We start from the raw sequence: 19,528 nt of genomic DNA on the forward strand, positions 1-19,528 counted from the left end.
GCGGGCCATTGCGGCCCGCGTCGATGTTCCAGGAGGATTCATGCGCACAATCTTTTTCAGCAGTCAGACCTACGATCGCGACAGCTTTCTCGGCGCCGACTGCCCGGCCGGGCTCGAATTGCATTTTCAAGCGGCGCGACTGAGCCTCGATACGGCGGCGTTGGCCGAGCAGCACGAGGTGGTCTGCGCGTTCATCAATGACGACCTCAGCGCCCCGGTGCTCGAACGCCTCGCTGCTGGCGGTACGCGGCTGATTGCCCTGCGTTCGGCCGGTTACAACCATGTCGACCTGCCGACGGCGAAACGCCTTGGCCTGGCCGTCGTGCGTGTGCCGGCCTACTCGCCGCATGCCGTGGCCGAACATGCGGTGGCGCTGATCCTCGCCCTCAATCGTCGCTTGCACCGTGCCTACAACCGCACCCGCGAAGGCGATTTCAGCCTGCATGGCCTGACCGGTTTCGATCTGGTCGGCAAAACCGTCGGCATTGTCGGCACCGGACAGATTGGTGCGACCTTCGCGAAAATCATGCACGGCTTCGGCTGTGAATTGCTCGCCTACGATCCGCATCCCAATCCCGAGGTGCTGGCGTTGGCCGCACGTTATCTGAGCCTGCCGGAATTGCTCGCGCAGTCGCGGATCATCAGCCTGCATTGCCCGCTCAACGAACAGAGCAAGCACCTGATCAATCGCGACTCACTGGCGCACATGCAGGCCGGGGCGATGCTGATCAACACCGGGCGCGGCGGGCTGGTCGACACGCCGGCACTGATCGACGCGCTGAAGGACGGCCAACTCGGTTATCTGGGGCTGGATGTTTACGAGGAAGAGGCGCAGCTGTTTTTCGAGGATCGCTCCGACCTGCCGTTGCAGGATGATGTGTTGGCGCGTCTGCTGACGTTTCCCAACGTGATCATCACCGCGCATCAGGCGTTTCTGACCCGCGAGGCGCTGGGCGCGATTGCCGCGACCACCCTGCACAACATCGCGACCTGGGCGGCAGGTGCGCCGCAGAACCAGGTCGAGGGTTGAACGGTTTTACTTGGACAGCGAAGACGCCAGGATCAGCAAGCCCAGCCAGCCAAAACCGAGCAGGCGCTGCTTGCTCGAATGGCCGTTGCGCAGCAGGAACCAGACGAAAAACGCCGGTAGCAGAAACACCATGATTTTCAGCCAGCCCTCCACCGGGCGGCTGCCATCGGCGTTGAGCGGTTGCTGCTCCTCGCGGGCCTGTTCTGCGGCCTGCTGACGACGGCGACGCCCTGCTGCTGCCGGCATCACTTTGGGTAAAGGCTCGGACACTGGCGGCGCAACCGCCTCGGGCACTGCGTTGTTGCGTGGCAGGCTGCCGAAGGAAATCGTCGCGGCTTGCACCGGTGCCGCCGTCGATTGCGCCTGCATGGCGGCGTGTTCGGCCATCGGCGCGCCGCAGTGAATGCACACCAGCGCTTCGGAACTGATGCTCCGCTTGCATTCATAACATTCGATCAGCGCCATGTTCCGTTCCTTCAGATTCGGGGGCCGGCAGTTTGCCATGACTGTCGCTGCATTTGAACCGGATCGAAGGTCGCACGCGTGCATCATTCTGCAATCGAGCCCGTGCTAGCATGTCGCGCATATTTGGAGGACCCATGGTCGAACACGATTTCCGCTACACCCTGATGAACCCGCAACACACCCTCACCGAATGCCGCGCCCTCGTTCCGGGCCGCTATCAGGTGACCGGTAACGGTGGCTCGATCCGCATCGGCGATGCCCTGTTGGTCACGCTCAAAGGCAGCAAGGATTTGTCCATGCGCCTGACCGTCGACACGGTCCGCCACTTGATCAATCCGCCAGGCCAATGGACCGCAATGACCACAGGCCCGGTGTTCGGCGAACTGGCCATTCACACCTGGCAGGTCAACTGCGACAGCTGCGCGAAAGAGCTGAGTTTCGAATTCGCCGTGGATGCCAAACTCGGCAAAACCGCCGAGAAACCCGCCGCCACTGCGCGCATCGCCGAGCTCGGCTGGAAAACCGCTGGCGACAAGCACCTGTGCCCGAAATGCCAGGAGCCTGCATGATGAAACGCCTCGCCCTGACCGCACTGATCGGTGTCGGCCTGGCTGGTTGCGCCGCAGAGCCGGTACAACTGCAGCACAACCGCAGCTACATTCTGGAATGGATCGGCGAGCGGCCACTGATGGATTACAGCCATTTGACCGTGACCCTCGGCGATGACGGCCGCGCCTACGGCAACGGCGGCTGTAATCATTGGTTCGCGCCGTACACGCAGGACGGCGACAAGCTGAGCTTCGGCAAGATCGGCAAGACCCGCAAGCTCTGCGCCCCGGCGCTGATGGAGCAGGAACAACGGTTCCTGCAGGCGCTGGAAAAAGTCGAGCGCTGGGACATTTCGCCCATCGAGCAGATACGCTTCTGGCCGGCTGAAGGCAAACCGTTGCGCTGGTGGCTGGAAGAGGGTTGATCCGCCCTGGATCGCCAAGGCCCTCACCCTAGCCCTCTCCCAGAGGGAGAGGGGACTGATTGGGGGATATTGAAGAGTTATGTCGACGTGGTAATTCTTCGCCGAATCCATAATCGACTGGATTCTGTCTGACGGGACCATAATCAACTCGGTGTCTCAGGTCGATGTACGACGAAAGACACCTCGGTCGGCCCCCTCTCCCCCCGGGAGAGGGCTGGGGTGAGGGGCTTCTGGCGGTTTACTTCGTAGCCTGCAACGCCTCCAGCTTCGCCATCACCCCCGCCGCCGTCTGCTCACCCAGCAACTGCTCACGCACCTTGCCCTTGTCATCAATAATGAACGTCACCGGCAGCGCCTCACTGCGCGGCAGGTCGAACAGCTCGGCCGGATCCTGCGCCAGCACGGTGAACTTGATGCCGAGTTTTTCGCTTGCCTCTTTCAGCTCCGCGCCCTGCACGTTGTCGAAATTGACCCCGAACACCCCGACGTTCTTGCTCTTGAGCTCATCAGCCAAATGATTCAGCTCGGGAATTTCCGTGCGGCATGGGCCACACCATTCGGCCCAGTAATTGAGCACCACCCACTGCTTGTCCAGACGTTCGGACGCTACCTTCTGGCCGTTCTGGTCGATGCCGTAATCATTACCGCAGCCCCCCAGCATCAACGCCCCGAGAATCGTCAATGCCGCTGCCAATCGCCGTGTCATGTCGTGTTCCTTGTGAAAATTCGAAAGCGCCTGCGACCCATCGCCTCTGACGGTTCTGGATTGCGCGCCGCACAGTTAGAATAGCCGCCACTTTACGCCAGAAGCGACCCGCCATGACCGATCTGACGCTTTATCACAATCCGCGCTGCTCGAAATCCCGCGGCGCGCTGGAACTGCTCGAAGCCCGCGGCTTGCATCCGACCGTCGTGCGCTACCTGGAAACGCCGCTCAGCGCCGCGCAGATCAAGGCCCTGCTCGGCAAGCTCGGGATCAGCGCGCGACAGCTGCTGCGCAGCGGTGAAGAGGAATACAAAACCCTGAATCTGTCGGATGCCAGTCTCAGCGAGCAGCAGCTGATCGACGCCATCGCCACGCACCCGAAACTCATGGAGCGGCCGATTCTCGAAGTCGGCGACAAGGCCGTCATCGGTCGCCCACCGGAAAACGTGCTGGAGTTGTTGCCATGAGCACGCCGTACATTCTGGTTCTCTATTACAGCCGCAACGGTTCGACCAACGAGATGGCCCGGCAAATCGCCCGTGGCGTCGAGCAGGCCGGAATGGAAGCGCGTCTGCGCACAGTGCCGGCGATTTCCACCGAATGCGAAGCGGTAGCGGCGGAGATTCCCGCCGAAGGCGCGCTCTACGCCAGCCTCGACGATCTGAAGAAATGCGCTGGCCTCGCCTTGGGCAGTCCGACGCGTTTCGGCAACATGGCCGCGCCGCTCAAGTACTTCCTCGACGGCACCAGCAACCTCTGGCTGACCGGCGCGCTGGTCGGCAAACCGGCCGGCGTGTTTACCTCCACCGCCAGCCTGCACGGCGGTCAGGAAACCACGCTGCTGTCGATGATGTTGCCGCTGTTGCATCACGGCATGTTGATCACCGGCCTGCCCTACAGCGAATCGGCCCTGCTCGAAACCGAAGGTGGCGGCACGCCTTACGGGGCCAGCCATCACGCCGGTGCCGACGGCAAGAACGGTCTTGATCAGCACGAAGTGGCGCTGTGTCGCGCACTCGGTCTGCGCCTGGCGAAAACCGCACAGAAGCTGGTGGGCTGATGGCGAAGAAGCCGAAAGTCCTGCCCTCGATAGAGTGGCTTGAGCCACGGGTGAAGGCGATGCGCGTGCTCAGCCTGCTGAGCTTTTTCGCCCTCGCCGGCTTGCTCGCTGTTTATTACCTGCTGTTCGCCGATCTGCATGGCGCGCGGCCTTGGGTGATTCTGCTGGTCGAGCTGATCCCGTGGCTGGTCCTCGCCCCGGCGATGATCATGGGCAGCGCCCGTGGCCATTCGTGGATGTGTTTTGTGGTGAACCTGTACTTCATCAAAGGCGCCCTGGCGGCGTACGACCCCAACCGGCAGCTGTTCGGCCTGCTGGAAATGGCCGCGAGCCTGGCGGTGTTCTGCTCGGCGCTGCTGTATGTGCGCTGGCGCTATCAGTTGAATCGCAAATTGGCTGGCGAAGGCGAGATCAGCGTCGCCTGACCAACCGCTTTCGCGAGCAGGCTCGCTCCCACAGGGAATGCATTCCAGAGGTGGGAGCGAGCCTGCTCGCGAATGCAGCGACGCGGTTTTAATGGTTGACGGTATAGGCGAGCATCATCGAAATCTGGCTCATCGGCCGTCCGCCACTCTGCTCATGCCACTGGTTGAACGCGTTCTGCACCGTCGCCAGATCGCGCTGGCTGGTCGGCACTTTGTCGACGATCTTCTGCGCATTCAGCGCCGCAACCACGTCGTAGCTCGGCACGAACGTGTCCTTGCCGACCATGCGCAAAAAGCGTGGCGCCGACAGCCCGCCAAGTTGGTGGCCGTGCTTTTTCAGGTACGTCCACAGGCCGACGATATCGGTCACCGGCCAGTCGGCGATCAGCGCGCCGAAGCTGCCCTTGTCCTTTTCCACATCGAGAATGAACTGCGCATTGCGCGGCACACTTTTCAGCTTGCCCAGATGGCGGATGATCCGCGCATCCTGCATCAGCCGCTCAAGGTGCTCGGCGCTCATCAGCACGACTTTTTCCGGATCGAACTTGAAGAACACTTCTTCGAACGCCGGCCACTTGGCGTCGACCAGGCTGTGCTTGAGCCCGGCGCGAAAAACCCGCAAGGCCATGGTCGAGAGATAGCGGTCATCGCGGATCTTGCGCAGTTGCGTGGGGGTCTTGGGAACGGGCAGATGGGCTTCCAGTTCAGCCGCCGAACCGAAACGGTTCAGACAGTATTCGTGCAGCCACTTGTAATCGCGCATGCCCTCTCCTATTGAATGAAGCGAAGAAACCAATGTGGGAGCGAGCCTGCTCGCGAAGAGGGAGTCTCAGTCAACCAATCAGTTGAATGACACACCGCTTTCGCGAGCAGGCTCGCTCCCACATTTGAAGGTGTTTACAGATTGACGACGTTAACGAAGCGCGAAGCTGCAGTCTCGTCGATCTTCAGGCTGGTGAAGTCGAACAGGTTGCGGTCGGCCAGTTGCGACGGCACCACGTTCTGCAGGCTGCGGAAAATCGATTCGGTACGGCCCGGGGTCTTGCGATCCCAGTCCTGAAGCATTTCCTTGACCACCTGGCGCTGCAGGTTTTCCTGCGAGCCGCAGAGGTTGCACGGGATGATCGGGAATTGCTTGAGGTCCGAGTAGGCCTGAATGTCCTTCTCGTTGCAGTAAGCCAGCGGACGAATCACCACGTTGCGGCCATCGTCGGCGCGCAGCTTCGGCGGCATCGCTTTCAGGGTGCCGTTGAAGAACATGTTGAGGAAGAACGTTTCGACGATGTCGTCGCGGTGATGACCGAGGGCCATTTTCGTCGCGCCGATTTCGTCAGCGAAGGTGTACAGCGTGCCGCGACGCAAACGCGAGCACAGCGAGCAGGTGGTCTTGCCTTCCGGCACCAGTTCCTTGACCACCGAGTAAGTGTCCTTCTCGACGATGTGGTACTCGATGCCCAGTTCTTTCAGATAGGCCGGCAGCACGTGCTCAGGAAAGCCCGGCTGTTTCTGGTCCATGTTCACCGCGACGATGTCGAACTTGATCGGTGCAACCTTCTGCAGGTGCATCAGCACGTCGAGCATGGTGTAGCTGTCCTTGCCCCCGGACAGGCAGACCATGACCTTGTCGCCATCTTCGATCATGTTGAAATCGGCGACCGCTTCGCCGGCCAGGCGGCGCAGGCGCTTTTGCAGTTTGTTCTGGTTGACCGTAAGAGTGCCCATGACGCGAAATCCGTGAGGTGTGACGAAAGGCCGGCATTTTACGCAAAAACCCTGGTAGCGCGAAGCATCTGTGGCGAGGGGATTTATCCCCGCTGGGTTGCGAAGCAGCCCCAAAACCTGAGAACTCGTATTGCCTGACACTGCGCGGTGTATGGCTTGGCGACTGCTGCGCAGCCGAACGGAGATAAATCCCCTCGCCACAAAAGTGTTTCAACCCCAAAAATGCCGTCCCCGCAAGACCCCGAGGCGATTACCTGCAATGTTTACAGCGCGATTTGCTCTAAGCCCGGCATACCGGTGCGTTGGAGTCCTTTCTATACTGCGACATAAGGTCGCACACATCTGAAGACCTGTATTTGCTCGGCCATCTTGGCCCGTAGGCGCTCCGTTGGGGGGCGATGGCAATGACAAGAGGAGTGAATGGCATGATCCATCACGTAGTGGGACTGTTTACCCACCCCGATCAGGAATGGAAGGAGATCCGTGGCGACCAAGAGGAAAGCATCAGCCACATGTACCTGACGCACACGCTGATTCTGGCGGCGATCCCCGCTGTCTCGGCGTTCATTGGCACGACCCAGGTCGGTTGGGTGATCGGCAATCGCGCGCCGGTGATGCTGACGTTCGAAAGCGCCTTGTGGATGACCATCATGTCGTACCTGGCGATGCTCGGCGGGGTCGCGGTGATGGGCGCCTTCGTGCACTGGATGGCGCGCACCTATGACGCCAATCCAAGCCTGGCCCGTTGCGTGGCATTCGCCACTTACACGGCGACACCGTTGTTCATCGGCGGTCTGGCGGCGCTGTATCCGCACATGTGGCTGGGGATGATCGTCGGTACGGCGGCCATCTGCTACACGGTGTATCTGTTGTATGTCGGTCTGCCGACGTTCATGAACATCCCTTCGGATGAAGGTTTTCTGTTTTCCAGCTCGGTGCTCGCGGTTGGGCTGGTGGTGCTGGTGGCGATCATGGCGTTCACCGTGATTGTCTGGGGCCTGGGTGTCGGCCCGGTCTATACCAACTGACCTGTTTCCTCCCTGAGAAAAACAACATCTGCCAATACAGGCCGCCGCAAGGCGGCCTTCTTGTTGGAGCGACGACCATTCGGCAGGTCGGCGATTCGCAAGTCGCCGGGGTTGCGGCATACTCGGCGTCTCTGGAGATCCATCAAGCATGTCCGAGCAACTCAATACCCGCGTCGAAGATTGTTACCAACTCGCTGAATCCTTTTTCAAACGTTCCTTCAAACGCCCCGTGGTCAGTCTCAAGCTGCGCGGGCAGAAAGCCGGTGTCGCGCATCTGCACGAGAACCTGCTGCGCTTCAACCCGCAGCTGTACCGGGAAAACACCGAACACTTCCTCAAGCAGACCGTGGCCCACGAAGTCGCCCACCTGATCGCTCATCAACTGTTCGGCGACCGCATCCAGCCCCATGGCGAGGAGTGGCAACTGATCATGCGCGGCGTCTACGAACTGCCGCCGGATCGCTGCCACACCTATGAAATCAAGCGGCGCAGCGTGACCCGCTATATCTACAAATGCCCGTGCCCCGACAGTGATTTCCCGTTTACCGCCCAGCGTCACGGTTTAGTGCGGCAAGGGCGGCGGTATCTGTGCCGGCGCTGCCGCAGTACGCTGGTGTTCAGTGGTGAAATGCGGGTGGAATGACAGTTTTGTAGAGTATCGGCGGGCCCCTTCGCGAGCAGGCTCGCTCCCACAGGGGAATGCATTTCAATGTGGGAGCGAGCCTGCTCGCGAAGGCGGCGGCATGAGCGCTACAGAATCACCCTGGCCGAACGCAACTCGGCGATCCGCTCAGCACTCAACCCTAACTCCCCCAACACCTCATCCGTATGCTGCCCCAACCCCGCACCAACATGCCTTGGCGCCGGCAACGCCTCAGAGAATTTCAACGGACAGGCCATCTGCGCCTGCGTCGTACCATCGCCGCGCGGCACCTGGGTCACCAGCTCCCGCGCCTGTAACTGCGGATGGCGCAACGCCTCGCCCAGACTCAGTACCGGCTCGACACAGGCATCGACCCCGGCGAACAATTCACACAGTTCTGCAAAATCGTGCCGCTCGAATTCGATGCGCAACGCCTCTTTCAAGGCTTGTTGTTGCTCGGGCCTGGGCGACAACCCTTGCGCCGCCAGCTCCGGCCGGCCCAGCGCCGTGCACAATTGCTGCATGAAGGCCGGCTCCAGACTGCCCACCGACATCCAGCGCCCATCCCGGGTGCGGTAATAGTCATAGAAACTGCCGCCGTTGAGCATCTGATCTTCGCGGCCCGGTTCCGCGCCGCAGGCCAGATAGCCAGCGCCGGCCATGGCGTTCAGGCTGAACGCGCAGTCGGTCATGCTCACATCCAGATGGGTGCCCTGCCCGGTTTGCTGACGGGCAATCACCGCTGCCAGCAAGCCGATCACGCCGTGTAGCGAGCCGCCCGCCACGTCTGCCACCTGCATGCCCAGCGGCAACGGCCCGCTGTCGGCGCGACCGGTGTAAATGGCGAGTCCCGCCAGCGCCAGATAATTGATGTCATGCCCGGCGCGCTCCTTGTACGGCCCGGTCTGGCCGTAACCGCTGATCGACACATAAATCAGCTTTGGATTGATCGCTTTCAACGCTTCATAACCCAGGCCCAGACGCTCCATCACCCCGGGGCGAAACTGCTCGAGGACGATGTCGTATTCGCCCAGCAGTTGCTTGATGATCTGCAGCGCTTCGGGCTGTTTCAGGTCCAGCGCCAGACTGCGCTTGTTGCGGTTCAGATAGGCGTGGCTGGCTGAGACCCCGCCATCATGCGGCGGCAGCACCCGCAGCAGATCCATACGCGTCGGCGATTCGATGCGCAGCACCTCGGCGCCCATGTCCGCCAGCAGCAACGAGGCGAACGGCCCCGGCAGCAAGGTGGAGAAATCGAGAATCTTCAGTGAGGCCAGCGGTGCAGACATGGGTGAACTCCTTGGGCGATGTACTCAGCCTAGGCAGCCATTGCCGATGCGGCAATCACCGCAAATGTCAGCAGGTGTGACCGTTGCGCTCAAATTCCGGGCAAGAAAAAACCCGCCGAAGCGGGTTTTTCTGTGCAAGCGATGCTTACTTCACATTGCTCGGGGTTGGGCCTTCAGCCACACCCAGGTCGTCTTCTTCACGCTCATCGGAGATACCGCGACCGCCGGAAGCCAGCTCGGTCTGCAGTTGATCGGTGTCCAGCTCCTTGACCCACTTGGCGACGACGATGGTCGCTACAGCGTTACCGACCAGGTTGGTCAGTGCGCGGGCTTCGGACATGAAGCGGTCGATACCGAGGATCAGCGCCAGACCGGCAACCGGCAGGTGACCAACCGCCGACAGCGTCGCGGCCAGAACGATGAAGCCCGAACCGGTTACACCTGCCGCGCCTTTGGAGGACAGCAGCAGCACCAGCAGCAGAGTGATCTGGTGGGTGATGTCCATGTGCGTATCAGTCGCCTGAGCGATGAAGACGGCGGCCATGGTCAAGTAGATCGAAGTACCGTCGAGGTTGAACGAGTAACCGGTCGGGATCACCAGACCCACGACGGATTTCTTCGCGCCCAGACGCTCCATCTTGATCAGCATGCGTGGCAGTGCCGATTCCGACGAGGACGTACCCAGTACGATCAACAGCTCTTCACGGATGTAGCGCACCAGTTTGAACACGCTGAAACCGTGAGCCCGGCAGATCGCACCCAGCACCAGCACGACGAACAGGACGCAGGTGATGTAGAAGCAGATCATCAACTGGCCCAGTTGCACCAGCGAGCCGACACCGTAGGCACCGATGGTAAACGCCATGGCACCGAACGCACCCAGTGGCGCCAGTTTCATGATCATGTTGATGATGTTGAACATCACGTGGGCGAAGCGATCGATCATGTCCAGCAGCGGACGGCCGTACGAGCCGAGGCGATGCAGGGCGTAGCCGAAGATCACCGAGAACATCAGCACTTGCAGGATGTCACCGGTGGCGAACGCGCCGACGATGGTGTTCGGGATCACATTGAGGAGGAAACCGACAATGCTCTGGTCTTTACTGGCCGTCACGTAGGTGGCGATTTTCGAGGCGTCCAGGGTGGTGACGTCGATGTGCATGCCGGCGCCCGGTTGCACAACGTTGACCACGATCAGACCGATCAGCAGGGCAATGGTGGAAACGATTTCGAAGTACAGCAGCGCGTAACCGCCGGTCTTGCCTACCGATTTCATGTTCTGCATGCCGGCGATGCCGCTGACAACAGTACAGAAGATGATCGGGGCGATGACCATTTTGATCAGCTTGATGAAGCCGTCACCCAGTGGCTTGAGGGCCACACCGGTCTGCGGATAGAAGTGACCAAGCAGGATGCCGATGGCGATGGCAACGATCACCTGGAAATACAGGGATTTGTACAGTGGCTGACGAGTCGTCATTGCAGGTTTCCTCAAGCGTCCAGCGGCAACATCCATCTGTCGAGCGCCGAACCTTAATTGCGAACCCTCCTGCACTGGAGGGATTTGTTGTTGGAACGGCATTTTTCCCGGTCGGAGAATGCACGCTTCTGTGGCTTGTATCGCAAACGTCGTGCCAGATTGGTGCGAATGGCAGCAAGCCTTTTGATATCAGGGCCTGCGGGAGTTCCCTGTCACCAATCAGCGACTTGAGGCATGGCGGATTTCCGCCAACTGAGCGTTCAGCGTCCTGCAATTTGGCGGAAATCCGCCTTGTGGCGTTGCCGGCCCGCCATTACGATCGGTGCCTGAACAAGGATTGCCGCTTATGCGCGAACGCACCATCGCCAGCCATTTCGCCCGCGCCGCCCTTGGCGGTGCACGCCGGCGTGGCCTGGATTATTCAGGCTTGTTGCAGCAACTGGGAATCAGCCCGGAGTTGCTCGACGAGCCCCGCGCGCGGATTGCCCCGGAGCAGTTCACCCGGCTGATTCAAGGGCTGTGGCTGGCGCTGGACGACGAATACCTGGGTTTCGGCAATGCGCCGAGCAAGCCCGGCAGCTTCGCCATGATGTGCCACGCCTCGATTCACTGCCGTAACTTGGAGAAGGCTCTGCAACGTGGCTTGTTGTTTTACAGCCTGTTCCCCGACGCCCCACGCCTGACCCTGCGTCGCGAAGACGAATGGGTGCGTTTGAGCCTGGACGACGCGCAGTCGTGGGACCCGGATCATTTTCTCAGCGAGAGCCTGTTGGTGATCTGGCACCGCCTCGGCAGTTGGCTGATCGGCCAGCGCATTCGCCTCGAGCAGGCAACCTTCAGCTATCCGCGCCCCGAGCACGGCAGCGAATACGACCTGCTGTTCCCCTGCCCGCTGACCTTTGATGCCGAGCAAAGCAGCCTGCTGTTTCACAGTCGCTATCTGGCCATGCCGCTGTTGCAGGACGAACGCACGCTCAAGCATTTTCTCGAACGCTCCCCCGCCGACCTGCTCTCACGCCCGGACGACGGCGACAGCCTGAGCAGCCGTCTGCGCCGCTTGCTCAGTCGCGACGCTGCGCACTGGCCTGATCTGGAAGCGGTTGCGGCGCATCTGCATATCAGTCCGCAAACCTTGCGCCGGCATTTGCGCGAGGAAGGCACCAGTTTTCAGGAACTCAAGGATCAGCTGCGGCGGGATATCGCCATCTACCATCTGGGCCGGGCGGAGCTATCGTTGCAACAGATTGCCGAGCAGCTCGGGTTCTCTGAGCCTTCGGCGTTTCATCGGGCGTTCAAGAAATGGACGGGGCTGACACCGGGGGCTTATCGGTCGCAGGAGCAATGAGGCGCTAAATCAAAAGCCCCTCACCCTAACCCTCTCCCGGAGGGAGAGGGGACTGATTGGGGGATGCTTGAGAAATACGCCGACCTGCAAGCTCTCTATTGAATCCATATTCGCTGCAAATCGCTCAGGTCGATAATTTTCCAAAGACACTTCGGTCAGTCCCCTCTACCTCTGGGAGAGGGTTAGGGTGAGGGCAGCTCGCAATCACACCGCAGGAAAATCAATCCTGAACGCCGCCCCGCCCATCGGTGAATCACCCAAGGCCAAACGGGCGTTGTAGCTTTCGATGATGTCCTTGACCACCGCCAGCCCGATGCCCTGCCCCGGATGCTGGGCATCCAGGCGTTCGCCGCGTTCGAGAATCCGCGCGCGCTGATCGAGTGGCACACCCGGCCCATCGTCCTCGACGCACAATTCGATCCCGGCCAAGGACTCGCGGACGCTGACCCGCACTTCGCCGAGGCACAGGCGATAGGCGTTTTCCAGCAGGTTGCCGAGCATTTCCAGCAAGGCGCCCTGCTCGATCGGCACGTAACAGTGCTCGGGCAGATCAAAGGTCACGCGCACGTGTTTGTCGCGGTAGACCTTGTCCAGCGTATCGCACAGGCTTTTGAGCACCGGTCGCAGGCGCACCTGATGGCGGACCAGGCCGCTTTTGCGCAGGCTGGCCCGTTGCAGTTGGTAGCTGATCTGCTGGCTCATGCGTTCGATCTGACTTTGCAGAACCCAGGCCTGGTCGCGGTCTTCGGGGCGCTGGGCCATGTCTTCGCTGACGCCTTGCAGCACCGCCAACGGGGTTTTCAGGCTGTGGGCGAGGTCGTCGAGGGAGTCGCGGTAGCGGCTGCGTTGCTGGCGTTCGCTGAGCAGCAAGCGGTTGAGCGAGCCGGTCAGGCGCAGCAGTTCACGCGGGTGTTTTTCCGTCAGGCTTTCGCGGGTGCCGCCTTCTATTTCGTCGAGTTCCTGGCTCAAGCGGCGCAAGGCCTTGAGGCCCCAGGTCAGGCCGATCCATAGCAGCGCCAGCAAGACCAGCAATGCCGCGCCGAAGCCCAGATAGAGATTTTCCCGCAGGCCTTCGAGGGTGGTTTCGTATTCACGTACCGGTTGCAGAGCGACGATGCTGAACGCTGCGCTTTTGCCGCCGAGCAATTTGACTTCGACGTCGTAGACGAAGAATTCTTGACCGCTGGCTTCACGGATGCGCGCGAACTCATTGCCGAGGCCGTCGTAGCGCGGTTTGTAGTTGATCTGTTCTTCCTGGGTGGCTTTCGAGCGCCACACCAGTTTGCCGTCGCGGTCGTAGATATAGCCGAGCAAACGGAAGTCGGTGAGGTTGAAGCGTTCGTCCGGCAATTGCGACGGCATCACCAGCCGACCGTTTTCCACCCGGGCGGCGGAGATCAATGTGGTGACATCGGAGGCCAGACGTTGCTCGATCGAGTCCTGCAAGGCAAGGCTGAAGGCACCCTGCATCGCCGGCAGCAAGGCAAGCATGAACAACACCGCCAACGTGGTGGCGGCGAGCATCAAGCGAACGCGAAGGGAACGGATCAAGTGCAGCGCTCATTGAACAGGTAACCGAGGCCGCGCACGGTGTCGATCGGCTTGAACCCGGCCGGGCCTTCGAGCTTGCGGCGCAAACGGCCGACCAGCACTTCGATGACATTCGGATCGCGCTCGTCATCGTCCGGATAGAGCTGCTCCATCAAGCGATCCTTGGGCACCACTTGCTGATGATGGCGCATGAGGTATTCGAGGATGCGGTATTCGTAAGCAGTCAGCGCCAGCGGTTGTTCATCGAGGCTGGCCTGTTTGCGATTGAGGTCGAGCAGCAAAGGCCCGGCAACGATGGTCGACTGGGTGAAGCCGCTGGAGCGCCGCAGCAATGCGTTCAGGCGTGCATCGAGCTCTTCGAACTGGAACGGCTTGACCACGTAATCGTCGGCACCGGCGGCGAGGCCTTCGACCTTGTCCTGCCAGTTGCCGCGCGCGGTGAGGATCAGGATCGGGAAGGTCTTGCCGCCCGAGCGCAACTGGCGGATCAGGTCGAGCCCGCCCATGCCTGGCAGGCCGAGATCGATCACCGCCAGATCGAAGTTGTACTGGCCGGTCTGGTACAGCGCCTCCTCGGCATTGGCCACGGACTCGACCACGTGACCGCTCTCCGTCAGGCGGGTTTGCAGGTGATGACGCAACAGCGCCTCATCTTCGACGACCAACAGTTTCATGCCTTTCTCCCTATCACTTGAACTCTCCAGGCAACTACCTGTAGGAGCGAGCCTGCTCGCGAATACGGTGGATCAGCCAAGAAAGTGTCGGCCGATACACCCATTTCGCGAGCAGGCTCGCTCCCACACTTCAAACTGCGACAACCACTTAGAAATAGTAGTTGGCCGACAGGTAGGTCTGCGCGCTGCTGGTCAAGTCCAGCGAGCCCTGTTTGCTGCCGCCGCTTTCTTTCATTTCGGTGCTGGCGTTGCTGCGCAGGTAACGGTAACCGAGTTCTACCGAGGTGTTCTGCGAAACTTGCTGCAACACACCGACCTGGCCACCAATGGCGTAACCGATGTCGCTGTCACGGCTGAAGCCGGGCGAATCCTGCGTCAGTTTGGTCAGACCGGCCGTGGCGCCGCCGAACAATTTGGTGCTGCCGCCTACTGGATAGAACAGGTCATAGCTGCCGAGCAGATTTTCCTGGCGCAGTTTAACGCCATTGTGCGAGCCGGAAACGTTGTCATAGGTGGCGTAGTAGCGGCCCTGGCTGTTTTGCTGACCGAGGCGCATGCCGTAGGTGTTGTTGCCGTCGATGGCCCCAGTGACGTTGGGGTTGCCGAGGTTGTTGTTGAGCGCGTGGGACTTGTCGATCTTGTCGCTGGTCTGGCCGAATGTCAGGCCGGCGAAGTTGCTGGTGTCGTCGGCATTCGCCGCGATGCTGGAGCCTAACAGGGTAAAAGCCAGCAGCAATTTGTTTAAACGAGTCATGGGTATTTCCTCTTTCACAGTGCTGTTTGGGTATGGCGCAAGGTTACTGAGCCGCCCCTGTACGGCCCCTGAACCGTCTCTGAACCTGACCTGAACCAGATCGACTAGGCTGTTCTGACCACTTTCAATAAGGACACCCGACCATGCGCCTGTTCCTCGCCCTCACTTTGCTGGCGGTCAGCAGCCTCACCCAGGCTGCGATCAAGACTGAAGAAATCCCCTACCAAAGCGCCGACGGCAGCAAACTGATCGGCTACTACGCCTACGACGACGCGATCAAAGGCCCACGCCCCGGCGTTGTCGTGGTCCACGAATGGTGGGGGCTGAACGATTACGCCAAGCGCCGCGCGCGGGATCTCGCCGAACTCGGCTACAGCGCGCTGGCCATCGACATGTATGGCGAAGGCAAGAACACCGAGCACCCGAAAGACGCCATGGCCTTCATGCAGGCGGCGACCAAGGATGCCGATGCCGCCAGTAAACGCTTCGCCGCCGGGCTCGATCTGTTGAAGAAGCAAAAGCAGACCGACCCGAACAAAATCGCCGCCGTCGGCTATTGCTTCGGTGGCGCCGTGGTGCTGAATGCGGCGCGTCAGGGTGTGCCGCTGGCCGGTGTGGTGAGTTTCCATGGCGCGCTGGCAACCAAGACCCCGGCGACTCCGGGCAGTGTGAAGGCGAAAATCCTCGTCGAGCACGGTGCGCTGGACAGCATGGTCACTCAGGACCACGTCACCGCCTTCAAGTCAGAGATGGACAAGGCTGGGGCGGACTACCAGTTCGTCAGTCTGGATGGCGCCAAGCATGGCTTCAGCAATCCGGATGCCGATCGCCTGAGCCATGGCGAGCATGGCGGGCCGGACATTGGTTACAACAAGGCGGCGGATGAGAAGTCGTGGGCGGATATGCAGGCGTTCTTCAAGAAGATTTTCGGTTGAGTCAGTAACGCCGAGGCGCGGCTTGCGCGAGCAGGCTCGCTCCCACACCGGATATCTGTCGCGCAGAAGATCCCTTGTGGGAGCGAGCCTGCTCGCGAAGGCTTCACCGCCGATCTCGACCTCGCCCCGACTAACCGGCAAAATGCCCGCCATGAACTTCACCCCCGCCCTGCCCGCCTGCTGCACTGCGCTCGACAGCCACTGGCCGTTGCCGACGGTCCTGGCCGATACCGTGCTGCTCAGTACTCACTTCGACCCGGCCCGCCTGCTTGGCGATGACTTCCAGCGCAGCGCTGTGCTGGCGCCGCCGAGCATTCAGCGCTCGGTGGCCAAGCGCCAGGCCGAGTTTCTCGCTGGACGCATCTGCGCCCGGGCCGCGCTGCAACAACTCGAAGGTCTGTGTATCGTCCCGCCGATCGGCGAAGACCGCGCCCCGGTGTGGCCGGCGCATATCTGCGGTTCGATCACTCACAGCACCGGCCGTGCGGCGGCGATTGTTGCCAACAAGCAGCACTGGCGCGGCTTGGGCATGGATCTGGAAAACCTGTTGAGCCATGAGCGCGCCGAACGCTTGGCCGGGGAAATCCTCACGCCAGCGGAACTGCAACGCATGGCGGCGGGTTCTCAGGAGCAACTGGCGCTGCGGGTGACCCTGACGTTTTCGGTCAAAGAGAGTTTGTTCAAGGCGCTGTACCCGATCGTGCAGCAGCGCTTTTATTTCGAGCATGCCGAAGTGCTGGAGTGGACTGAGGCGGGACAGGTCAGGCTGCGGTTGTTGACGGATCTGTCGAGCGAATGGCGCAATGGATCGGAGCTGGAGGCGCAGTTCGGCGTACAGGATGGGCAGTTGTTGAGTCTGGTCAGTATTCAAGCCTGAGGATTTGCATTGTCTGTTATGGCGCCTTCGCGAGCAGGCTCGCTCCCACAGGGGATTGCATTTCAAATGTGGGAGCGAGCCTGCTCGCGAAGGCGGTATACCGAATCTCAGCGGCGCTCCTGATTCCTCGGCCAACTCAGACTGAAACACGCCCCGCCGAGGCTCTTGCTCTTGCCAATGATCGCGCGGCCGTCGTGCCAGTGAATGATCCGCCGCACAATCGACAACCCCAGACCATGCCCGCCCGAGGCCCGCGTGCGGCTATCGTCGAGGCGCAGAAACGGCGTGAAGATCCGCTCCCACGCCACTTCCGGCACGCCCGGTCCGTCATCCTCGACGTCGATCCGGCAACGCAACTGGCCGACCTGATAACTCACCGTCACCTGCGAATGCGCATGGCGCATCGCGTTGCCCACCAGATTCTGCAGCGCCCGATGCAGATAACGCGGTTCAGCCTCGACCCAGGCGCCGTCATTGTCGGCAGATGAAAGACACAAACCGCGCTGCACCGTGACCTCGGCGCGCAGCGGCGCCAATTCTGCGATCACCTGATTGACCAGCGCATCCAGATCGATTCGCTGGAAAGTCAGCGCCGGCGAGCCTTGCTCCAGTCGTGCGTAGGTGAGCATTTCGTCGACCAGCTTGTCGAGGTCCTCGATGTCGTGATCCATGCCTTCACGGTATTTCTCCAGTGCCTGCGGGGTGGTGGCCGTGCCGATCATTTCCAGCCCGAAACGCAGCCGTGCCACTGGGGTACGCAGTTCATGAGACACCGCGCGCACCAGTTCACGCTGGATCGCCAGCAACTGTTGCAAGTGCTCAGCCATGCCATTGAACGCCGACGCAAGCCGCCCGACCGAGTCAGCGCCGCGCGCCGGCACACGGGTTTCCAGGCTGCCCTTGGCGATGCGCGTGGCCGCCGCTTCGAGGCCGCGCAAACGTCGCTCAAGCTGACGCACCAGCAGATAAACGATGAGACCGATCAGCGTCAGACCGAGCGCGGCAATCAATACCAGCCATTCCGGCGGGTACGGATTCATCTGGTACAGCGGGCCGATTTCCAGCACCCACGGCGTACCAACCATGCCGGCGAACACGCGGATCGAATCGCCGCCCTTGCCCAGCGCCATCACCGTATCGCCCTCGGCCACGCGACGACTCTGGTCTTCGTCCATGTCGGCGTCATTTACCGTGACCAGACGCAGATCGAAGCCGAAGCCCTTTTCCTGCTTTATCTGCGCCAGACGCTTGGGCTGTTCGCCGACCGGTACCCGCACCAGTTCATCGGCCAGCAGGTAAATGGTCGCCCGAGCCAGTTGCTCGCTGATCTGCTGCACCTCTCCTACCAGTACAAGCTGCTCTTTTTCGCTGATCAGCCGATAGACCTTGGCCGCATGTGGCCCGGTCTGCTCGACCAGCGCCTGACCGCGCAACACACGGGTGCGCTGGGCCAGATCGAGGTCGGTTTCAGAGAACTTCTTCAGCGTCAGCGGAATACCGAGCAGCCGCTCCCACACCAGCAACGCGCGATGGCGTTCGGTCTGGTTCATCGGCTGCAGGTTGTCGGCCATCAGCGAGAAGGTGCCGTGGGCCAGGCGTTCGCGATATTGCTCGCTGCGCACCTGATTGAGCAGGTTCAGCGCCAGCACGCCGAGCACCGCCACCAGAATCAGCGCGGCGCACATGCCGCCGTAGATGCGCAGGAAGATCGAATTCACAGCGCCAGGTCTGCGCAGGCCTCAGGGACGAACAGGTAGCCTTTGCTGCGAATGGTCTTGATCAGGCGCGGATGATCGGGGTCGTCGCCGATTTTCGGGCGGATGCGCGAGATGCGCACGTCGATCGAGCGGTCCTGGCCGTCATAGCCGATGCCGCGTAATGCAGTGAAGATTTCTTCCCGGGAAAGAATCCGCCCGGCATTGGACACCAGCAGCCAGAGCAGGTCGAACTCGGCGCTGGTCAGCTCGATGCCGTTGTCGCTCAGCCAGGCTTCGCGCAATGCGTTGTCGACCACCAGTGGACCGAATTGCAACCGCCGGGATTTTTCCGCGACCGGCTCCGGTGTGTCACTGCGTCGCAGCAACGCCTGGATGCGCGCCAGCAACAAGCGCGGGCGCACCGGTTTGCACACATAGTCGTCGGCACCGAGGTCGAGGCCGTGGATCTGATCAGCGTCATCGGTGCGCGCGGTGAGCATCAGGATCGGCCCGTCGTACTGGCTGCGCACCTTGCGGCAGATGCTCAGGCCATCTTCGCCGGGCAGCATCAGATCGAGGATCACCAGATCCGGCTGCTCCTTGATGATCCGCGCCGCCGCCAGCGCACCGTTGCCTTCGATCTCGACGCGCAGGCCATTGGCTTGCAGGTAATCGCGGGTGAGCTCGGCCAGTCGCTGGTCATCCTCGACGATCAATACCTGCCAGGTTTGTTGCTCCACCGGTGACCTCTGCTTGCTGTTTTTATTAAAAGAAGAAAGACAATCGCCTGACACGGACAAAACCTGTGGGAGCGAGCCTGCTCGCGAAAGCGTCTGTTGCTTCAACCTGAATGCTCAGTGGTCAACCGATTCGC

General features: G+C 61.1%; 22 protein-coding genes. 11 read left to right on the plus strand and 11 right to left on the minus strand.

Annotation, left to right across the window (positions count from 1 at the left end; genetic code table 11):
* The first annotated feature begins 40 nt into the window (after positions 1-40).
* Positions 41-1,030, plus strand: coding sequence for a 2-hydroxyacid dehydrogenase (locus AB9L16_RS18895; protein WP_375122548.1), 990 nt, complete (start codon positions 41-43; stop codon positions 1,028-1,030).
* A 6-nt stretch (positions 1,031-1,036) separates the two neighbouring features.
* Here the strand turns inward: AB9L16_RS18895 and AB9L16_RS18900 are convergent, their stop codons facing one another.
* Positions 1,037-1,495, minus strand: coding sequence for a hypothetical protein (locus tag AB9L16_RS18900; RefSeq protein WP_217851845.1), 459 nt, complete (start codon positions 1,493-1,495; stop codon positions 1,037-1,039).
* Between the two features lie 134 nt (positions 1,496-1,629).
* On the opposite strand from AB9L16_RS18900, the gene AB9L16_RS18905 reads away from it, so the two are divergent.
* Together AB9L16_RS18905 and AB9L16_RS18910 are read left to right on the plus strand one after the other, a co-directional pair.
* On the plus strand, positions 1,630-2,064 hold the full coding sequence (locus tag AB9L16_RS18905; RefSeq protein WP_095181583.1) for a hypothetical protein: 435 nt from the start codon (positions 1,630-1,632) through the stop codon (positions 2,062-2,064).
* Positions 2,064-2,468 carry an META domain-containing protein gene (locus AB9L16_RS18910; RefSeq protein ID WP_041479578.1) on the plus strand — a complete coding sequence of 135 codons (405 nt, stop codon included), beginning with the start codon at positions 2,064-2,066 and terminating at the stop codon, positions 2,466-2,468. Before AB9L16_RS18905 ends, AB9L16_RS18910 begins: the two co-directional genes overlap by 1 nt.
* A gap of 238 nt (positions 2,469-2,706) precedes the next feature.
* Here AB9L16_RS18910 and AB9L16_RS18915 read toward each other — a convergent pair whose 3' ends face one another.
* Positions 2,707-3,174 (minus strand): TlpA disulfide reductase family protein, encoded by a 468-nt coding sequence (locus AB9L16_RS18915; RefSeq protein WP_095181582.1) that lies wholly within the window; start codon positions 3,172-3,174, stop codon positions 2,707-2,709.
* A 113-nt stretch (positions 3,175-3,287) separates the two neighbouring features.
* Between AB9L16_RS18915 and arsC the strand changes: the two genes are divergently transcribed.
* Genes arsC through AB9L16_RS18930 form a run of 3 tightly spaced genes read left to right on the plus strand, consistent with a single transcriptional unit; the run spans position 3,288 to position 4,659 of the window.
* Complete coding sequence (arsC, locus tag AB9L16_RS18920) at positions 3,288-3,641, plus strand: arsenate reductase (glutaredoxin) (RefSeq protein ID WP_252882515.1); 354 nt, start codon at positions 3,288-3,290, stop codon at positions 3,639-3,641.
* A complete protein-coding gene (wrbA, locus tag AB9L16_RS18925; protein WP_375122549.1) occupies positions 3,638-4,234 on the plus strand; it encodes an NAD(P)H:quinone oxidoreductase in 597 nt (198 codons plus the stop codon). Before arsC ends, wrbA begins: the two co-directional genes overlap by 4 nt.
* A complete protein-coding gene (locus tag AB9L16_RS18930; RefSeq protein WP_016773633.1) occupies positions 4,234-4,659 on the plus strand; it encodes a DUF2069 domain-containing protein in 426 nt (141 codons plus the stop codon). Before wrbA ends, AB9L16_RS18930 begins: the two co-directional genes overlap by 1 nt.
* 88 nt (positions 4,660-4,747) lie before the next feature.
* On the opposite strand, the gene AB9L16_RS18935 is transcribed toward AB9L16_RS18930, so the two are convergent.
* Positions 4,748-5,422, minus strand: coding sequence for a DNA-3-methyladenine glycosylase I (locus tag AB9L16_RS18935; protein WP_056788117.1), 675 nt, complete (start codon positions 5,420-5,422; stop codon positions 4,748-4,750).
* A gap of 134 nt (positions 5,423-5,556) precedes the next feature.
* Complete coding sequence (ttcA, locus tag AB9L16_RS18940; RefSeq protein WP_024013975.1) at positions 5,557-6,381, minus strand: tRNA 2-thiocytidine(32) synthetase TtcA; 825 nt, start codon at positions 6,379-6,381, stop codon at positions 5,557-5,559.
* 425 nt (positions 6,382-6,806) lie between these two features.
* On the opposite strand from ttcA, the gene AB9L16_RS18945 reads away from it, so the two are divergent.
* Positions 6,807-7,409: a Yip1 family protein gene (locus tag AB9L16_RS18945; RefSeq protein ID WP_375122550.1), complete on the plus strand. Its 603-nt coding sequence runs from the start codon at positions 6,807-6,809 to the stop codon at positions 7,407-7,409.
* Positions 7,410-7,557: 148 nt separating this feature from the next.
* Positions 7,558-8,052, plus strand: coding sequence for a SprT family zinc-dependent metalloprotease (locus AB9L16_RS18950; protein WP_095181579.1), 495 nt, complete (start codon positions 7,558-7,560; stop codon positions 8,050-8,052).
* A 107-nt stretch (positions 8,053-8,159) separates the two neighbouring features.
* Here AB9L16_RS18950 and AB9L16_RS18955 read toward each other — a convergent pair whose 3' ends face one another.
* Positions 8,160-9,341, minus strand: a complete 1,182-nt coding sequence (locus AB9L16_RS18955) for a CaiB/BaiF CoA transferase family protein (protein WP_375122551.1) — start codon at positions 9,339-9,341, stop codon at positions 8,160-8,162.
* Between the two features lie 145 nt (positions 9,342-9,486).
* Positions 9,487-10,821: a dicarboxylate/amino acid:cation symporter gene (locus AB9L16_RS18960; RefSeq protein WP_122707473.1), complete on the minus strand. Its 1,335-nt coding sequence runs from the start codon at positions 10,819-10,821 to the stop codon at positions 9,487-9,489.
* Positions 10,822-11,167: 346 nt separating this feature from the next.
* Here AB9L16_RS18960 and AB9L16_RS18965 point away from each other — a divergent pair, with 346 nt between their 5' ends.
* Positions 11,168-12,166, plus strand: coding sequence for an AraC family transcriptional regulator (locus tag AB9L16_RS18965; protein ID WP_375122552.1), 999 nt, complete (start codon positions 11,168-11,170; stop codon positions 12,164-12,166).
* A gap of 204 nt (positions 12,167-12,370) precedes the next feature.
* On the opposite strand, the gene AB9L16_RS18970 is transcribed toward AB9L16_RS18965, so the two are convergent.
* The 3 genes from AB9L16_RS18970 to AB9L16_RS18980 all read right to left on the minus strand — a co-directional run bounded on the left by AB9L16_RS18970 (position 12,371) and on the right by AB9L16_RS18980 (position 15,145).
* Complete coding sequence (locus tag AB9L16_RS18970) at positions 12,371-13,717, minus strand: ATP-binding protein (RefSeq protein ID WP_150637571.1); 1,347 nt, start codon at positions 13,715-13,717, stop codon at positions 12,371-12,373.
* Positions 13,714-14,391, minus strand: coding sequence for a response regulator transcription factor (locus AB9L16_RS18975; RefSeq protein ID WP_016773623.1), 678 nt, complete (start codon positions 14,389-14,391; stop codon positions 13,714-13,716). Before AB9L16_RS18975 ends, AB9L16_RS18970 begins: the two co-directional genes overlap by 4 nt.
* 148 nt (positions 14,392-14,539) lie before the next feature.
* On the minus strand, positions 14,540-15,145 hold the full coding sequence (locus AB9L16_RS18980) for a membrane protein (RefSeq protein ID WP_041479569.1): 606 nt from the start codon (positions 15,143-15,145) through the stop codon (positions 14,540-14,542).
* Positions 15,146-15,288: 143 nt separating this feature from the next.
* Here AB9L16_RS18980 and AB9L16_RS18985 point away from each other — a divergent pair, with 143 nt between their 5' ends.
* Together AB9L16_RS18985 and AB9L16_RS18990 are read left to right on the plus strand one after the other, a co-directional pair.
* Entirely contained in the window at positions 15,289-16,080 is a 792-nt protein-coding gene (locus tag AB9L16_RS18985) for a dienelactone hydrolase family protein (protein ID WP_310217795.1), read from the plus strand.
* Between the two features lie 151 nt (positions 16,081-16,231).
* Positions 16,232-16,957, plus strand: a complete 726-nt coding sequence (locus AB9L16_RS18990) for a 4'-phosphopantetheinyl transferase (protein WP_150637568.1) — start codon at positions 16,232-16,234, stop codon at positions 16,955-16,957.
* Positions 16,958-17,064: 107 nt separating this feature from the next.
* On the opposite strand, the gene AB9L16_RS18995 is transcribed toward AB9L16_RS18990, so the two are convergent.
* Together AB9L16_RS18995 and AB9L16_RS19000 are read right to left on the minus strand one after the other, a co-directional pair.
* Entirely contained in the window at positions 17,065-18,675 is a 1,611-nt protein-coding gene (locus AB9L16_RS18995) for an ATP-binding protein (RefSeq protein ID WP_041479566.1), read from the minus strand.
* Entirely contained in the window at positions 18,672-19,394 is a 723-nt protein-coding gene (locus AB9L16_RS19000; RefSeq protein WP_056788095.1) for a response regulator, read from the minus strand. Before AB9L16_RS19000 ends, AB9L16_RS18995 begins: the two co-directional genes overlap by 4 nt.
* Positions 19,395-19,528: the final 134 nt, after the last annotated feature.

The organism is Pseudomonas sp. LW8 (assembly GCF_041956865.1).
GTDB classification, from domain to species: domain Bacteria; phylum Pseudomonadota; class Gammaproteobacteria; order Pseudomonadales; family Pseudomonadaceae; genus Aquipseudomonas; species Aquipseudomonas siliginis.

Excerpts from the sequence above, each read along its gene's own strand:
- AB9L16_RS18895 (WP_375122548.1), top strand. The coding sequence starts at position 41 with ATGCGCACAATCTTTTTCAGCAGTCAGACCTACGATCGCGACAGCTTT.
- arsC (WP_252882515.1), top strand. The coding sequence starts at position 3,288 with ATGACCGATCTGACGCTTTATCACAATCCGCGCTGCTCGAAATCCCGC.
- AB9L16_RS18915 (WP_095181582.1), bottom strand. The coding sequence starts at position 3,174 with ATGACACGGCGATTGGCAGCGGCATTGACGATTCTCGGGGCGTTGATG.
- AB9L16_RS18985 (WP_310217795.1), top strand. The coding sequence starts at position 15,289 with ATGCGCCTGTTCCTCGCCCTCACTTTGCTGGCGGTCAGCAGCCTCACC.
- AB9L16_RS18955 (WP_375122551.1), bottom strand. The coding sequence starts at position 9,341 with ATGTCTGCACCGCTGGCCTCACTGAAGATTCTCGATTTCTCCACCTTG.
- AB9L16_RS18935 (WP_056788117.1), bottom strand. The coding sequence starts at position 5,422 with ATGCGCGATTACAAGTGGCTGCACGAATACTGTCTGAACCGTTTCGGT.
- AB9L16_RS18905 (WP_095181583.1), top strand. The coding sequence starts at position 1,630 with ATGGTCGAACACGATTTCCGCTACACCCTGATGAACCCGCAACACACC.
- AB9L16_RS18975 (WP_016773623.1), bottom strand. The coding sequence starts at position 14,391 with ATGAAACTGTTGGTCGTCGAAGATGAGGCGCTGTTGCGTCATCACCTG.
- AB9L16_RS18900 (WP_217851845.1), bottom strand. The coding sequence starts at position 1,495 with ATGGCGCTGATCGAATGTTATGAATGCAAGCGGAGCATCAGTTCCGAA.
- AB9L16_RS18980 (WP_041479569.1), bottom strand. The coding sequence starts at position 15,145 with ATGACTCGTTTAAACAAATTGCTGCTGGCTTTTACCCTGTTAGGCTCC.
- wrbA (WP_375122549.1), top strand. The coding sequence starts at position 3,638 with ATGAGCACGCCGTACATTCTGGTTCTCTATTACAGCCGCAACGGTTCG.
- AB9L16_RS18950 (WP_095181579.1), top strand. The coding sequence starts at position 7,558 with ATGTCCGAGCAACTCAATACCCGCGTCGAAGATTGTTACCAACTCGCT.
- AB9L16_RS18990 (WP_150637568.1), top strand. The coding sequence starts at position 16,232 with ATGAACTTCACCCCCGCCCTGCCCGCCTGCTGCACTGCGCTCGACAGC.
- AB9L16_RS18910 (WP_041479578.1), top strand. The coding sequence starts at position 2,064 with ATGAAACGCCTCGCCCTGACCGCACTGATCGGTGTCGGCCTGGCTGGT.
- ttcA (WP_024013975.1), bottom strand. The coding sequence starts at position 6,381 with ATGGGCACTCTTACGGTCAACCAGAACAAACTGCAAAAGCGCCTGCGC.
- AB9L16_RS18965 (WP_375122552.1), top strand. The coding sequence starts at position 11,168 with ATGCGCGAACGCACCATCGCCAGCCATTTCGCCCGCGCCGCCCTTGGC.
- AB9L16_RS18945 (WP_375122550.1), top strand. The coding sequence starts at position 6,807 with ATGATCCATCACGTAGTGGGACTGTTTACCCACCCCGATCAGGAATGG.
- AB9L16_RS18960 (WP_122707473.1), bottom strand. The coding sequence starts at position 10,821 with ATGACGACTCGTCAGCCACTGTACAAATCCCTGTATTTCCAGGTGATC.
- AB9L16_RS18930 (WP_016773633.1), top strand. The coding sequence starts at position 4,234 with ATGGCGAAGAAGCCGAAAGTCCTGCCCTCGATAGAGTGGCTTGAGCCA.